Origin of the sequence: Chryseobacterium sp. T16E-39 (assembly GCF_002216065.1) — a bacterium.
Taxonomy (GTDB): domain Bacteria; phylum Bacteroidota; class Bacteroidia; order Flavobacteriales; family Weeksellaceae; genus Chryseobacterium.
Genome location: NZ_CP022282.1, coordinates 3,619,748 through 3,635,318 on the forward strand (window position 1 = coordinate 3,619,748; position 15,571 = coordinate 3,635,318).

12 protein-coding genes and 1 riboswitch are annotated in these 15,571 nt (G+C 36.0%); of the genes, 7 read left to right on the forward strand and 5 right to left on the reverse strand.

Features of this window, described 5'->3' with window-relative positions; genetic code table 11:
- Positions 1-11: 11 nt before the first annotated feature.
- From CEY12_RS16355 to CEY12_RS16375, 5 genes are all read left to right on the forward strand, one after another.
- Positions 12-965, forward strand: a complete 954-nt coding sequence (locus CEY12_RS16355; protein ID WP_089028708.1) for a transporter — start codon at positions 12-14, stop codon at positions 963-965.
- Positions 966-1,066: 101 nt separating this feature from the next.
- A riboswitch (cobalamin riboswitch) is annotated at positions 1,067-1,250 on the forward strand.
- A gap of 111 nt (positions 1,251-1,361) precedes the next feature.
- Positions 1,362-3,392 (forward strand): TonB-dependent receptor plug domain-containing protein, encoded by a 2,031-nt coding sequence (locus CEY12_RS16360; protein ID WP_089028709.1) that lies wholly within the window; start codon positions 1,362-1,364, stop codon positions 3,390-3,392.
- On the forward strand, positions 3,389-4,525 hold the full coding sequence (locus CEY12_RS16365; protein ID WP_089028710.1) for a YncE family protein: 1,137 nt from the start codon (positions 3,389-3,391) through the stop codon (positions 4,523-4,525). Before CEY12_RS16360 ends, CEY12_RS16365 begins: the two co-directional genes overlap by 4 nt.
- Positions 4,526-4,539: 14 nt before the next feature.
- A complete protein-coding gene (locus tag CEY12_RS16370; protein ID WP_089028711.1) occupies positions 4,540-5,733 on the forward strand; it encodes a cell surface protein in 1,194 nt (397 codons plus the stop codon).
- A gap of 26 nt (positions 5,734-5,759) precedes the next feature.
- Positions 5,760-8,033, forward strand: a complete 2,274-nt coding sequence (locus CEY12_RS16375) for a DUF5074 domain-containing protein (protein ID WP_089028712.1) — start codon at positions 5,760-5,762, stop codon at positions 8,031-8,033.
- Positions 8,034-8,308: 275 nt separating this feature from the next.
- Here CEY12_RS16375 and CEY12_RS16380 read toward each other — a convergent pair whose 3' ends face one another.
- The 5 genes from CEY12_RS16380 to CEY12_RS16400 all read right to left on the reverse strand — a co-directional run bounded on the left by CEY12_RS16380 (position 8,309) and on the right by CEY12_RS16400 (position 13,050).
- Positions 8,309-9,097 (reverse strand): T9SS type A sorting domain-containing protein, encoded by a 789-nt coding sequence (locus CEY12_RS16380; protein WP_089028713.1) that lies wholly within the window; start codon positions 9,095-9,097, stop codon positions 8,309-8,311.
- A gap of 296 nt (positions 9,098-9,393) precedes the next feature.
- Positions 9,394-10,602: an MFS transporter gene (locus CEY12_RS16385; protein ID WP_089028714.1), complete on the reverse strand. Its 1,209-nt coding sequence runs from the start codon at positions 10,600-10,602 to the stop codon at positions 9,394-9,396.
- A 65-nt stretch (positions 10,603-10,667) separates the two neighbouring features.
- The gene (locus CEY12_RS16390; protein WP_172821042.1) at positions 10,668-11,327 is read right to left on the reverse strand and encodes a FadR/GntR family transcriptional regulator; all 660 of its coding nucleotides are present in this window, start codon (positions 11,325-11,327) and stop codon (positions 10,668-10,670) included.
- Between the two features lie 213 nt (positions 11,328-11,540).
- Positions 11,541-12,386, reverse strand: coding sequence for an acyl-CoA thioester hydrolase/BAAT C-terminal domain-containing protein (locus CEY12_RS16395; protein ID WP_089028716.1), 846 nt, complete (start codon positions 12,384-12,386; stop codon positions 11,541-11,543).
- Between the two features lie 61 nt (positions 12,387-12,447).
- The gene (locus CEY12_RS16400) at positions 12,448-13,050 is read right to left on the reverse strand and encodes a Crp/Fnr family transcriptional regulator (RefSeq protein ID WP_089028717.1); all 603 of its coding nucleotides are present in this window, start codon (positions 13,048-13,050) and stop codon (positions 12,448-12,450) included.
- Positions 13,051-13,382: 332 nt separating this feature from the next.
- On the opposite strand from CEY12_RS16400, the gene CEY12_RS16405 reads away from it, so the two are divergent.
- Positions 13,383-13,763, forward strand: a complete 381-nt coding sequence (locus tag CEY12_RS16405; RefSeq protein ID WP_089028718.1) for a tautomerase family protein — start codon at positions 13,383-13,385, stop codon at positions 13,761-13,763.
- Positions 13,764-14,655: 892 nt separating this feature from the next.
- The gene (locus CEY12_RS16415; protein WP_089028720.1) at positions 14,656-15,570 is read left to right on the forward strand and encodes a hypothetical protein; all 915 of its coding nucleotides are present in this window, start codon (positions 14,656-14,658) and stop codon (positions 15,568-15,570) included.
- Position 15,571 lies beyond the last annotated feature (1 nt).

Here is a 15,571-nt window from a genome sequence, read left to right on the forward strand (position 1 = left end):
TTTAATCAAACATGAAAAATATATTTTTAATACTCTTGGGTCTGGTTATGTCACCAATAGCTAAGGCGGAACCAGTAAAGGATAGTCTTTATATCCCTGAAAATAACTTTAATTCTATCAGATTGCTGGAGGATGATTGTGATGCGTGTGGCTGCGCTGCAGGAAATGGTTCATCAGGATTTGAATCTTTACTTAACCCTCAGTTTATAGGAATAAAATATTTTGCACAACACTATAAGGCGAAAGAGAATCTTTTCGTGAAAGACCTGACTCAGGATCAGTATTTTAATACAATTCAGTTGTGGGGAAAAGTTCCCATTACAAAAAAGTTGAGTGTTTATGGAAGCTTACCGTTTCAGTTTCATGAAAAAAGAACCTTGCAGGGGGATATCAGGATTAATGGAATTGGAGATCTCAATCTGATGGGAATCTATCAGCTGATCAATTCGAAAGATACTTCCCATCAGTTAAATGGAGGATTGGGAGTGAAGGTTCCTTTAGGGAAATTTGATGAAAAAGGAATTACAGGAGTGAATCCCAGTTTTCAATTGGGGACAGGAAGCTGGGATTACCAGATGGTTTTGAATTATAAATATCAGAAGAACAAAGTAGCGGTCATTGTGAATACTGATTATACTGTTAAAGGTGAAAATAAAAAATATTATCAATTCGGAAACCAGTGGAACTATGCAGCGACAGGATTTTATCAGATTCATGCCGATAAAAAAGTAATCTTTTCCGGGAAAGCCGGATTGCAGGGTGAGGTATATGACCGGAATAAGCAGTTTAATGAGGATTTACCGGATACTGCAGGAAGCGCTTTATACGGGAAGGTCGGTTTTGAACTGTCGTACAGTAAATGGAGCCTGGGAAGTGAGCTGATGCTTCCGGCTTATTCGAATCTTGCTGGCGGAAACATTGAAGCCAAATCCAGATTCAGTGTTTTTATCAACTTTGGAATTTAGGAAATCAAATAAACATTCCGTTGCAATTGTAACGGAATGTTTGTTTTTATATGGTTGATTATCATTTTATTAAGGCCGGTATTGTTTCTGGGCAGAATTTTCTATCTTTGCCGCAATCTGGTGAGCCGTAAAAGGCTCTTAAAAGGGAATCCGGTGTAAATCCGGAACAGACCCGCTGCTGTAAGCTCTAAACCAAAATTTTTGAAGCATATATCCACTGTTTTTATGGGAAGGATTTCAAAAATGGAGTAAGTCAGAAGACCTGCCGGAAAGATTAAAGTTTGATGCTTTCGTGGAATAAAGCTTAGGACAACAATGATTCTGTGCAGTACTGCTGTATGTTGTCATTGCTGCTTTCTTATATCCATTAGCATCAAAATTATTCTCAAAGAGCTAATGGAATTAAAATTTACTTTTCATAAAACTACTAAAACGATTATCACAGTTCTTGTGTTATTCGCTCAGCTTTACTTTTCCCAGTCAAAAGATAGCATAAAAGAGAAAGGGATCTTACCCGTTACTATTTACAAAAAGGATTTTAAAGAGATCCTGCCGGCTCAGACACTTTCGGGTGAGCAGTTGGAAAGGCTTAACAGCCAGTCTGTAGCAGATGCATTACGATATTTTTCAGGAGTTCAGATCAAAGATTATGGAGGTATTGGTGGATTAAAAACAGTGAATATCCGAAGTATGGGCAGCCAGCATGTTGGTGTTTTTTATGATGGAATTCAATTGGGAAATGCACAAAATGGAGTTGTTGATCTGGGGAAGTTTTCGCTGGATGATATTGAAGAGATATCATTGTATAATGGGCAGAAAAGCGAGATTTTTCAACCGGCAAAAGATTTTGGTTCTTCCGGGTCTATTTACTTACAGCCAAAGACACCCATTTTTTACGGAAAGAAAAAAACAAATCTTATTCTTAGAACGAAGAACAGTTCCATAGATCTGTTCAACCCCTCTTTTCGTCTGGAGCAAAAGATTTCAAATAGGATTTCAGCAAGTTTCAGTTCAGAATTTATACAAAGTGACGGGCGATATAAATATAAATATCAAAAAAAGAATCCGGATGGTTCTGTTGCCAATGATACGGTTGCCACAAGATATGACTCCTATATTAACGCCAAACGATTTGAAACCAGCCTGAACGGAACTTTAAATAACGGAAGCTGGAACATTAGAGGGTATGGATATGTATCGGATCGCGGGATCCCTTCAGCTATTGTTAATAATGGATTCGAACCCAAGGGGCAAAAACTATTAGATAAGAACTATTTTGTACAGGGTAATTTTAGAAAGAAAATATTTCCAAAATTTGAGACCCAGCTTAAAGCCAAGTTTGCATACGATTATACCAGGTATATTGATACTGTAAATGTCGCTGAAACAGCTTTAAAGACGGATAATAAATATATTCAGAGGGAAGTTTATTTGTCATCTTCAAATATATATTCAATTACTCCGAATTGGGATGTTAGTGCCAATGTAGATTTTCAATATAATAATCTGGATTCAAACCTGAGGTTGTTTTCTTTTCCTACCCGCTATACATCATTAGTCGCTTTTGCAACGACCTACCAATGGAACCGGTTTAAATTTTTAGGGAGTGTCTTAGGTACTTTTATTCGGGAAGATGTAGAACTTAATTCGAAGTCACCGGATAAAAGGGAATGGACACCCTCTGCATTTTTAAGCTATCAGCCTTTTGTAGCAAAGGATCTTACCATCAGAGCTTTTTATAAAAGAATTTTCAGGATGCCAACTTTCAATGATTTGTATTATACAATGATAGGAAACGTTTTCCTGAAACCTGAATTTACCAATCAGTATGATCTTGGATTTACTTATCAAAAACAGTATGACAATAAGGTCTTGAAAAGAATTTATCTAAAAGCAGATGGGTACTATAACAAGGTTGAAAATAAAATTATAGCAGTTCCTACGACCAATCTTTTCAGGTGGATGATGACCAATCTTGGGGATGTGCAGATTATTGGCGCTGATGTTAATGTGCAGGCGGAATTGGCCTTAGGGAAGGTAACATTAAAGCCATTGCTGAGCTATACTTATCAGAGTGCCCGGGATTTTACCGAGAAAGGAGAATCCTACTATGGAGACCAGATTCCTTATGTTCCATGGCATTCCGGAACTTTTACCATGATGGCTGATTATAAAGACTGGAGCTTTAATTACAGTTTTATGTATACCGGAAAACGGTATGATGCACAACAGAACAATATTGAATATAACGCTATTACGCCCTGGTATACCCACGACTTATCCATTCAGAAAAAATTCAACTGGTATTCACAGCAATTTAAGGTAAGCTTTGAAGTAAATAATACTTTGAATCAGCACTATGATGTGGTAAGAAATTATCCAATGCCCGGCAGAAATTTTAAACTTATTGTAAGCTATACATTATGAGAAAAATAAACTATTATCTACTTGTATTGAGTATGTTTTCATTGTTTTCATGCAGAACAGACGAATACACTCCAAAAGAAGAGAAAGTGGAAGGTCTTGCGCCACCAGAAAATACAGCGATTAAAGGTTTTTATGTTTTGAATGAGGGGAACATGGGAAGTAATAAATGTACCCTGGACTTCTTTGATTATACAACGGGAAGCTATCGCAGAAATATCTATGCGGAAATAAATCCAAGTGTTGTCAAAGAATTGGGGGATGTAGGTAATGATATCCAGATCTATGGAAGTAAACTTTATGTAGTTGTAAATGTCTCTAATAAAATTGAAGTATTGGATGCCAAGACCGCAAAACGGATTAAAACAATTCAACTGCAAAACTGCCGGTATGTGAAATTTAAAGACGGGAAAGCTTATGCAAGCAGCTATGCGGGGCCTGTTGATATCAATCCCAATTCCCCTAAAGGAAAAGTTGTGGAAATTGACACCGTTTCGCTTTCTATTCAAAGACAAGTCACGGTTGGTTACCAGCCGGAAGAAATTGAAATCGTAGGGAATCAGCTTTTTGTTGCCAATTCCGGAGGATATATGGTTCCAAATTATGATAAAACAGTTTCTGTAGTAGATCTGAATACGTTTACAGAAACAAAAAAATTAAACGTTGCAATCAATCTTCATCGCCTTAAGAAAGACAATTATGGAGATTTATATGTAAGCTCAAGAGGGGATTATTACAATGTTCCATCGAGTTTATATCAGGTAGATGCTATTACAGGAGTTGTAAAAAAAGATTTTCATGTTGCTGTAAGCGAAATGACCATTGTGAATGATAAGCTTTATTATTATGGAAATGAGTTTAATTATAATACCCATTCCTACACAAAGAATTTTGGAATTATTGATGTGAAAACAGAGCAGATCATTTCCAATAAAATTATCGATCAGGAATATGTGGATGCCATTAAAGCTCCTTATGGAATTGCTGTAAACCCTATTACAGAAGATATTTACATTACTGATGCCCGAAACTATGTGTCTACCGGATTTGTCTATTGCTTTAACAAAAGCGGGCATTTCAAATGGAAGACCGAAGGTGGGAATATTCCTGCCCATTTTGCTTTTCTATATAAATAATCAGAACCCAAAATATGGATAATACTATTTTTAAAATTATAAAGACAATGCTTGTCATATTTCTTTTAATAGAAGTGACTGCGTGTAAGAGTGACAGGGATGAAGAATCACCATTTAAAGGTTTAGATGCATCTTATTCAGTTAATCGTTTTAAGGTTCTTAATATCGCGGCGAATGTATCAGGTAAAATGACGTGGAGCATTAAGGATTCTATTATTTCTGAAGGCTCTGAACTGGATTTCATCAGCCCTTATGCTAAAACCTATCCACTCACATTAAAAATTGAGAACAATGGGAGTGTAAAAACATATCAATCTACTATTATTGTTAATAAGGAAACCGGTTCTTACAGTAAATACATTGCTAATGTATTAGATTTCCGCCCGGCGGTAGGGCAATTTACAAATGAAATTCCGGAATATATTACCGGAAATAACGCAGCGAGCATGCTTCAGAAAGCCAGGGAATCTTTAGTAGGGTCTAATTCTACTATGGTAAGTCTCGGTGGTTTTGGAGGATATGTTGTTTTTGGTTTTGATCATACCATTCCGAATATGAATGGGAGGGATTTTAAAATCCTTGGAAATGCTTTTTGGGGAAACAATGCTAATGATCCCCGTTCCGGTTCTTGTGAACCAGGAATTATTATGGTGGCTTATGACAAGAATAAAAACGGAAAGCCTGATGACGGTGAGTGGTATGAGATTGCAGGAAGTGAGTATTTTAAAAATACAACAATAAAGAATTATAGCATTACTTATTTTAAACCTAATGAAACTAAGCCACCTGTCCCGGGAAGTGAGCCATGGCAAACCGATATAGAATATATTAAATGGCAGGATAATCTTGGGAATAATGGATTTAAAACTAAAAATGCGTTTCACGATCACAGTTTTTTTCCATTATGGATTTCTGATGCTTCTTACAGTTTATCGGGAACAAAAATGCAGAATAATTTCTACGATCAAAGCGGAAACGGATCTTATTGGGTAGGTAAGTCCTTTGATTTTGGGTACGCAGATAATGCTCCGAATAATGATGAAGCCTCCAATATCGATATCTCCTGGGCTGTGGATAAGACTGGGAAATACGTAAAGCTTCCCGGGATTGATTTTGTAAAAGTATATACCGGAATCAATCAGGAGGCTGGCTGGCTTGGAGAAGTTTCTACAGAAGTGGCCGGAGCTTATGATTTATACATAAAATAAAAATTCAACAATAAATTTATTTAAAAATGAAAAAGATCTATCTTTTAACGTTACTGTTATTTTTTGCATTTTTCACGAATGCACAGGTAACGGTTCAGGGCGTGCCCCGTAATGATATTAAGCAACATTCGATACAAAGGAATGAGCTTAAAACGATAACGAATGTTACTGACTTTTCTGATATCCAGTATTGGGTAGGAACCGGTTCTAAAAAAGCTGCTTTTGTTGTACAATGGAATGATGGAAAAAATCCTGATGCTTTAGTTTGGGGATTTAAATGGGATGGAAATGCAACAGGAGAGGATATGCTAAAAGCTATTGCAAAAGCTGACCATCGTTTTTACTCTTTGCTTTATCAGGGAACAACTTTTGGAACTGCAATAGGGGGACTTGGTTTTGATCTGAACGGACAAGGAACCAATGGGCTTTATAAGAGCGGTAACACAACATATCCGCTGTATCCACTCAATGGAATTGTCAATACGACAGCATATGATTTTGATGATTATGCTGCTATAGATGCAGCCAACGACCACTGGAAATCAGGTTGGACCACTGGATATTGGTCTTACTGGGTGAAAAATCCTGCGGATGCTGCTTTTGGATATTCAAGTTTAGGTGCTAGCAGTCGTGTTTTAGAAAATAATTCATGGGATTTGTGGAATTTCTATCCTGGAATGATTGATCAACCTATTTCAACAACTTTGACACCAGTATCAGCGTATTCTTCACCAACTGCATTTACAGATGGTTATTTTATGGTCAATGAAGAGTGGTTCGGACATACTAACGGATCGGTAAATTTTATCGGAAACAATGGGCAAATTAATTATCGGGCTTACAGCAATGTAAACAATAATCAGGCATTTGGAGCTACAACCCAATATGGAACGATCTATGGAGATAAGTTTTATTTTGTTTCAAAACAGGCATCAGATGGTGGAGATACTCAGTATACTCCTGGAGGAAGGCTCGTTGTTGCAAATGCTTCGACCATGCAAAAGATAGCAGGATTTAATACAATTGGAGGAGGAGATGGAAGATCTTTTCTTGGAGTTAATGAACATAAAGGGTATATAGGAACTACTACAGGAATTTTTTTATTTGATATTGATAACCTGCAGGTTGGAAGTTTAGTGACTGGAACGAGTGGAAAGGGGCAGATTGGGAATATGATCCGTACCTCACAGTATGTGTTTGCGGTAACACAAAATGGCGGAATATTGGTTATTAATCCTAATACCAATGCTGTAGTACAAACCATTGCAGGAGCATTCTATTCAATCGTGCAAGCAAAAGATGGAAGTGTTTGGGCTGTTCAGCAGCAGAAACTAACCAATATTAATGCTACTACTTTTGCAACAACAGATTATAACATTCCTACTACTAAGTATATTGGTGACTGGGGTGCATGGTATGCGGGAAGACTTGCGTACAGTAATCAGCAAAATGCACTTTACTGGATCAACTCTATCAGCGCTTTTGCTTCTGGAACTCAGATTGTGAGATTTGATGTTACTAATAAAACTTTCAACGAAAATTTTGCGGCTATTCCAGGGCAGACGGGAACATATAAGCAGATTCCTTATGGGGCAGCATTACGTGTTAATCCTGTTACAGATGAATTGATTTTGAATACCACAGAAAGTGGATATGGAGCACATTATCAGAAAAACTGGGTGCACACATTTAATAATTCAGGAGTTCTTACCAATACTAAAATATTAAATGATTATTACTGGTTTCCTGCAATTACTGTATTCCCGGATAATAATGCTCCAGTCATAAAAAGTACATTCCCATCTCAAACAACTGTAAACAGCACAACTACAATTGACCTGAAAACAGTGGTTTCTGATACAGATAACTTATCATTGGCTATCGTAAAAACTGTAAAATCAAATACGAATTCAGCTGTTGTTACAGCGGTAATCAATACAAACGATGAGCTTGTTTTGACGCCGCAGAGTACGGGTACGGCTACTGTTGTATTAAGTTTCAATTCTAATGGAAAGGTGGTTGAAAAATCTCTTACCGTAAATGCAAGTGTTTCTACGTTGGGAACAGCTGAGGTTAAAAAACTTGAATTGGGTATCTATCCTAATCCTGCTACAGATATTCTTAATATCAAAACTCAGGATAAAGTAATGAGTACTGTGGTTTATGATGGATCAGGGAAGGTGGTTAATACCCGCTTTAGCAATGGACAGATTAATGTGAGTACACTTACTAATGGTGTATATATTCTAAAGGTGGTTACTGATAAAGCAGTTTACCAGCAGAAGTTTATTAAGAACTAATCTGTAAAGGATACTTTAAATATATAAGCTCCTACCACACACTGGTAGGGGCTTTTTTAATCTGGATAGTCCTTCGATGTAAGAATATTGGAGAATAAGAAATAGATATCTACGCTATAATATATTCTTATTGACTTCGATTAGGTATGAATGATGGATTGTGATAAAGAGAGTAGATGTATGAGATGATATGGTGTTGATCCATATGCAGGGAATTGTAAAATAAAATCCGGCAGGCTTTTAGCCTGCCGGATTCATTATATATGTATATCTTTTTACTTAATCATAATTTTACGAGAGTAGGCTTTTCCTTCCTTCGTCGTAAGGGTCATGATGTAAACTCCTTGAGGCAATGTAGACTCAAATGTTTTTGATTTTAGTTTGGTACGATAAACTTCTTTTCCTGATGTATTGATTAAAGCAACTTCAGATCCTTCTACAGGTACGTTTCCGTCAAGGGTAACTTGTCCGTCCTTGCTGTAAGCCATTAAGCTGATGTGTGGATCTTTATATTGGTATGCGTAATAAATACGGAAACCACCGTTAAGGTTAAGAAGACCTGAATTAAGACTTATTTTAACACGGTCAAAAGGCTTGTTCATTGTAAGTTCAAGCGCTCCTCTGCTTGCATCTGTGCCTCCAAGCTTAAGAACGTCATCGTTAATGTTCATGTAATCATTGTTTGAAACATCTCCAAGAAATGTCTCTACAGATACTCCACCGATTAACTGAGCAGTTAGAATAGATTGATCTGTACCAATTCCAATAACAAGTTTGTTGGTGTCTGCAATTATGTTGGTTGTAGAGAAAATAAGGGTTTGCTCTGTTCTTCCTAGTAGTCCAATGGGAACGAGTAAGGTAGAATAATCAGTCTCATTACTTCCCACAGCATTTTCGGGGTTTTGTACAAAACAAGCTACACAAATACCGTAAGCTCTGTTTGTTTGGCTGCTGGCATACACTTTATTAAGTTGTGCAAAAGACATGGCGTTCATAAGGAACAGTAGAGAAGCCAGTACTACTTTTTTGGTCATACTTTGGCCTGCGAATAGATTTGTTTTCATGGGTAAAAATTTAATTTTTAGTTTTTATAAAGTTACACATAAAATGATTATGTTGTTGAATTTATTTCATTTTTATGTGATTTAGAGTCGCTTTATTTTTTTTAAACACCGGGAAATCAGCTTTAAATTTGAAAATTGGTTATTTATAACCATAAAAAAGGGTTATTAATTTAATAATTAATTAATACTAAAGGCTAATTAATCCTAATTTGCGATATCTCCATTCTTTGAAAAAATAAAACTCCTTACCACTTGAGTAAAGAGTTTTGTAATAGATATGATGAAGGGTATTCCCCTTAGCTTTTCTTTGATCCTTTAATATTAGGTAAGAATGCCGTTATTATTCCCATGAGAGGTAAAAAGGCACAGATTTTAAAGACATATTCAATACTGGTGTCATCTGCTACAGCACCTAATACTGCAGAACCGATTCCCCCCATTCCAAACATGAAACCAAAAAATAAGCCTGCAACCAATCCAATTTTGTCTGGCATAAGATCGGTAGCATATACCAGAATAGCTGAAAATGCTGAAGCGATGATCAATCCAATTAAAACAGCAAATACAATAGTCCATGCCAATGGAAGGTAGGGAAGGCACAGTGTGAATGGTGCAGCTCCTAAAATGGAGATCCAGATAATCTTTTTTCTACCATATTTATCTCCTAATTTTCCGCCCAAAATAGTTCCTACAGCGACTGCGGCAAGAAACATAAATAAGTAAAGTTGGGAATCCTTTACTGAAATATGAAATTTATCGATCAGGAAAAATGTGAAGTAATTCGTCATGGATGCCAGATAAATATATTTTGAAAATACCAGCGCCAAAAGAATGGTAATGGAAAAAATGACTTTTTTTCTTGACAAATCAATTCGTACCACCATGTCTGAATGTTTGGCCGCTTTTCTTATGGAAAGTCTTTCAGCATACCAGTTTCCTATTCTCCATAATACGATAATACCAATAAATGCTGCAATTGCAAACAATCCTACATATCCCTGGCCTAGAGGAAGCACAATAAGAGCTACTAATAAAGGTCCAATAGCACTCCCGGAATTGCCGCCCACCTGAAAAATAGATTGTGCCAATCCTTTTTGTCCTCCTGATGCCAGCTGGGCTACTCTTGAAGCTTCAGGATGGAAAACTGATGAACCCATTCCTATTAATGCTACCGCGATCAGGATGACGTAATATTCGTGTGCTGCAGCTAAAAGTAATAATCCTGCCATTGATAAGGCCATTCCTATAGCCAGAGATCTTGGATTCGGCTTTTTATCGGTATAGATCCCGACAAAGGGCTGCAAAATAGATGCAGTAAGCTGAAATACAAGGGTAATAATGCCAATTTGGGCAAATGATAGTTTGAATTCACCTTTCAAAATGGGATATAGTGAAGGAATTGTAGATTGGATCAGGTCATTGAGAAAATGTGAAAAACTGATCATAAATAAAATAGGATAAACAATTTTACTGGTGTCAATTGCTTTTGTCTGTACATTGTCCATAATTAATAATTTATATTCATCTTATCATCTGATGAATTTTATGTTTGAATTATCTTTTTATATTTTTAAAGTAATTTTAAAATGATTTTTTCTGCAGCCAGAGAAGCTTTTTCAGCATCTCTGTTTTTTATATGGGTATAGAGTTCATTATGTAATTTTTGTGAAATCCTAAAAGCATCTGTATTATTATTGTGACTGCTTTCAAAAATTCGAAGAACCTGTCGGCTTGCAATTTTATATATTTCTTTTAATAGTTTATTACCACAGGCCTCAGCAATAGCTAAATGGAAATTGACATCTGCCTGGTAACATTCCTGTGCAAGTTCTTCTTCTGCAAATTTTCCCCTTAAATCTAAATATTCTTTGATGGTCTTAAGTTCATCTGCCGTATGATTAACCGCTGCTCTTGCCGCAACTTTAGATTCCAGTAAAGATCTTACTTCTTCAACTTCTTCTATTTCTGCTTTGCTCATTTGTAGTTCCAAAGATTCCTGAACATTTTTTGAAACAATAAATGTCCCTACACCTTGTTGTACACTTAAAACCCCTTTAATTGATAGTATTTTAATTGCTTCACGAATACTGGAACGTCCCACACCATATATTTTCATCAGTTCGGGTTCAGTAGGCAGCTGATTTCCAATGGCGTAAGTGTCATTGAGAATTCCTTCAATAAGTCTTTCTGCAACCTCCTGGGCTAAACTTCTTTTTTGTATCTGTGCCATAAACATCATATCATCTGATGAATGCAAAGGTACAATTTCTATAAGATATTCTACAACCAAATCCTTAAAAAATAAGAGAAAGTAGGATTGAGAAGTAAAAGAGCACTGAATAGTCGTGCTCTTTATTAGTCATTTATTCACATAATAGATTTAGGAAATACCCTTATATGATCTGTTAGACAGTTGCTGTCTCTATCTGGAATTGCCGTATCCTTATTTGAAATTTTTTTCTAGAAATGCGAATATTGTATCAAAATGTTTGGTAGGCTCAGCATGAGAACCTTCATAAATCTGATGCTCATAGGTATACTTAAATTGATGCTTTTTAAGTCGCTCAATAATTTTATTGCCCATTGGTACCGCTGGTATTATTTCATCTTTTGTGCCGGAAAGAAGAAGGATAGGACCTTGTATTAATTCTACTTTGATGGCTGCCTTTTGTTCAGCAAGGGTATCTTTCAGCATGGCACTAAACGCACTTCTAAGATCATGCTTTATTAAAAATGGAACGGATTCCTCGTTTACAGGAACGAAGGGTAGTTCTTTGTTGTCGAATGTCCAGCAGGAAGTGGTAAATTCCTGAGTATGGCCGGGAAAAACAACATGACTTGTAGACATCCCGATAACACAGGAGATATCTGGATAATAACTTCCTAACAATAAAGCCAGATCTGCTCCCCTGGAACCTCCAATAACTGCAATTTTCTTCTTGTTGATTTTTTTATTTTTAGAAGCCACTACGATTGCATTATGAACATCATTAATGGATATCCGGTCTAATAAAGCAGGTGTATTTTTACACCCGAAATACCCAATTGCAAGAAAGCTATATCCCTTATCAAGAAATTCCTGCCTGGTCTTTTTCCAATGATCTGTTGTCCATGGATTTCCACCCTCTGAACCTCCTAATCCCACGATCAGGGGTTGGTTCTCGTTATTTCCGACGTATAGGACTGCTTCTACATTAGCTGCTTTTAAAGTATCCTGTGAAAATATAGAAATGCTACAAAAATGTAATAGTAAAATTAGAAATGTCCAGGTTGTTTTATTAAAGTCCATGTTATTTTTTTTTCAAAGATGGGATTTAATAATCCGTAAACTTTTGACCTATATCAAAAAGTTATTTTTGGGTTCTGATCCTGCTTAGTGTTTCCTGTGTAATTCCTAAATAAGATGCTATCATTCCCAGAGGGATACGGTGATAGATCCCCTTATAGGTTTGGGTAAAATGATCATATTTTTCCTTAGCGGACGAAAAGCGCATGGAGGTGATCCGTTCCATAAGATGACCGACAACGGTTCCCATTGAAAGTCTTGAATATCTTTCCATTTCAGGAAAGTGGTCAAATAAATAAACCAGGTCGTTTACATGGATGCAGAAAGCTTCAGTGGCTTCTATAGCATCGATATAGTAAATGTCTTTTTGTCTTGTAAATAAACTTTTTGGAGAGTTGCACCATTCCCCTTCAACTGGGAAATATTCACTGATCTCTTTTCCGTCTTTTAGAAAGTAAGTTCTTAATAAGCCTTTCTGGATAAAATAAGATTGGGTACATACTTTGTCTGCATCATGGACGATGTCTCCTTTTTTAAAGGTAACAAAATACATTCTTTTGTCTAAGGCGGATCTTAGTTCATCACTGATCTTGATATAGCTCTCAAAGTGATCAAACAATAAATCCTTTTGTATAGAATTCTGATTTTCTGGATCAAGATGTTCCATAATTTATTGGGTTTTTAGAAAATAATTGATGCAACATGTAAATGTAAACTTATTAAGTGAGCTTTGCTTTACCGCTGTCCGATTTTTTACATAGATGATGATACGATGTTATGATTGCTCGTCGAATCCATAATTTTTGAGATAGTTAAAATAAATAAACAAGCAGACTTGTCTATCTGTTTTTTATATACCTTTGATCCCCGCACTAAAAGATTATAGAGCAATTACTAACTTGATAGGTCTAATCATCAACTAACAAAAATTTCATTACTGGAGCAGATAAATCAGTCTGGTTGATTTTAAGCAGGTAATTAACATTTAAATTTATAATTATGCCATTTATTACAATTACTTCCCTGAAAGGAAGATCAAAAGAAGAAAAACAAAAGATAGGTGAAGCTATACATGCAGCGATAGTAGAATCAGGGGTGCCCCCTGCAGATCGCTTTCAGAGATTTCTGGATCTAGAACCTGAAAACTTCCTTTATGACAAACATTATCCAAATCTTGAAAAAGGACGTTCAGAGAACTTTGTCGTTATTGAGATTCTGCTTTCTGTTGGTCGAAGCGTTAAAGTGAAGCGTAAAATTCTCGAAAGTTTAATAGCTAAATTAAGAGACCTGTCTTTCGATCCCGAGGATGTATTTGTTTCTTTCCAGGAAACAGCTTGGGAAAACTGGTCCTTTGCAAATGGAGAAATATTACATGCCTAAGACAGAGGACTTTTTAAAAAAGAAAATCTGTTTTTCTTTGGAGCATGTATTAATAAAAAAAGCTGCAAACATTGTTTGCAGCTTTTTTAGACTTTGATATTTAAGCTTTAGTACAGATCCAACATATATAAATCAAAAAAATAGATCATTTTGAGAAAGAGTACAGGTGCTGGACAGTGTATATTTTGGTTTTGATCTTTTATTTACTGTTGATTTCTTTTCAGATGATTTCAAGTTTAATAAGGGCACGAAAGTATCAACAAAAAGCAATGTGTTTATCCATGATCAATCAAAGAAGCTTGTTGTCTTGAAGTTTGAAAGGACAAGACAGATCGAATAAAAATATTCCGCCAAGTTTTGTTGCTTTGTCAGGGTACATTTACTCATAAAAAAGTTGATTCAAAACAATACGGAAAACCCTAAAGGGTGAATTAAAAAATATTTTTATATTAGCTAAGTAAAAACACAAACAATCAATGAAGAAAAATTTAATTATTCGACTGGTGCTTTCGATAGCACTGGTTACCTGTATGGGCTCCTGTAGCTCTGAGGAAGACCTCCTCATCAGGAAAGAAGAAAAGTATTCAAAAAATTTCAGGTATTTACTTCTAAAAAAGAGGAAGCTGTTAACTATGGGAATGGCTTTAAAACTTTATTAGAGCGTTATGATGAAATCAAGAATGTTCAACACACTTTAAAATCAATTAAAAAAGCTTGGAAAAATTCATCAAAAATAGCTGATGAATTTGTAGAATTTAATATTCGGTCTCAGGATATAACAACGAAAAATAAAGAAAAGTATACTCTTTTCCCTCTAATCAAAAATTATACTGTAGAAGGAGTAATTATCGCTGTTTTAAAAGAGAATGATACGCAGGTAGAATTTCTAAAAATGTCTTCTGATGCTGACAATTATAATGAAATATTAGGATTATTCCGGGCTCAATACTTAAAAAGCAATTTAAAAAATAAAAATTTAAATAAAGGAGCTGGAGGACCATGTGGTTTTGATGGTGCCCCTCCATGTGATATAGAAACTGTAGTTATTACCATCGGAGGAGGGGGTGGCGGAGGTTCTTTACCTCCAGGAGGCGGCTGGGTTCCGCCAGGAGGATGTGGACCTTATGAAGATTGCCTACATAATCCTGACGCGGGAGGAACTGCTGGAAGTGGGGATAATCCTAATAATAACCCCAACATAAATCCTTGTGATAAAACAAAAAGTAACTTAGAAAACCCTAATATAAAGGCGAAAATTACTGAACTGAAAGCACAATCAACACAGGGAGGAGAAAAAGGTGTGATGTTTAAAGCAGATGGTACTCCTTCAGCAACAATACCAGGTGGTGACCATAATGTGGGTTTTGGTGATAAGACAGGATATCAGGGAGGTTATCATAATCATACCCCTTCAGGGATACCAATGCTTTCTCCTCCAGATATAGAACAGCTTTTACAATTTGCACTAGCACAGGGAAATGGAAACCCTACAAATGCAAGTAATGCTTACCTAGGAATGGTAGCTCCAAATGGCATGCATTATGTAATATTATTCAATGGAACTTATAATGATGCATTAGTAACTTTTTCGCAACAAGATTTAGATGACCATGTAACTAGGTACCAAACTAGGTATGGTATGTTCAAACCATCAACTCCTGAAGGGTATGAAAAGTTATTTTTCAAATCTCTTAATGACATGGGGCTAAATGGAAAAGTAACCCTACAAAGAATAGAAAGTGATGGAACAATAAAAACAGTAACTAAAAATGATAATGGTACGACAACAGCTATACCATGTCTATAAT

Bases quoted from the DNA above. Each gene is read 5' to 3' on its own strand.
- CEY12_RS16390 (WP_172821042.1), bottom strand. From the start codon at position 11,327: ATGGCACAGATACAAAAAAGAAGTTTAGCCCAGGAGGTTGCAGAAAGA.
- CEY12_RS16370 (WP_089028711.1), top strand. From the start codon at position 4,540: ATGGATAATACTATTTTTAAAATTATAAAGACAATGCTTGTCATATTT.
- CEY12_RS16365 (WP_089028710.1), top strand. From the start codon at position 3,389: ATGAGAAAAATAAACTATTATCTACTTGTATTGAGTATGTTTTCATTG.
- CEY12_RS16415 (WP_089028720.1), top strand. From the start codon at position 14,656: ATGTCTTCTGATGCTGACAATTATAATGAAATATTAGGATTATTCCGG.
- CEY12_RS16360 (WP_089028709.1), top strand. From the start codon at position 1,362: ATGGAATTAAAATTTACTTTTCATAAAACTACTAAAACGATTATCACA.
- CEY12_RS16395 (WP_089028716.1), bottom strand. From the start codon at position 12,386: ATGGACTTTAATAAAACAACCTGGACATTTCTAATTTTACTATTACAT.
- CEY12_RS16400 (WP_089028717.1), bottom strand. From the start codon at position 13,050: ATGGAACATCTTGATCCAGAAAATCAGAATTCTATACAAAAGGATTTA.
- CEY12_RS16380 (WP_089028713.1), bottom strand. From the start codon at position 9,097: ATGAAAACAAATCTATTCGCAGGCCAAAGTATGACCAAAAAAGTAGTA.
- CEY12_RS16405 (WP_089028718.1), top strand. From the start codon at position 13,383: ATGCCATTTATTACAATTACTTCCCTGAAAGGAAGATCAAAAGAAGAA.
- CEY12_RS16385 (WP_089028714.1), bottom strand. From the start codon at position 10,602: ATGGACAATGTACAGACAAAAGCAATTGACACCAGTAAAATTGTTTAT.
- CEY12_RS16375 (WP_089028712.1), top strand. From the start codon at position 5,760: ATGAAAAAGATCTATCTTTTAACGTTACTGTTATTTTTTGCATTTTTC.
- CEY12_RS16355 (WP_089028708.1), top strand. From the start codon at position 12: ATGAAAAATATATTTTTAATACTCTTGGGTCTGGTTATGTCACCAATA.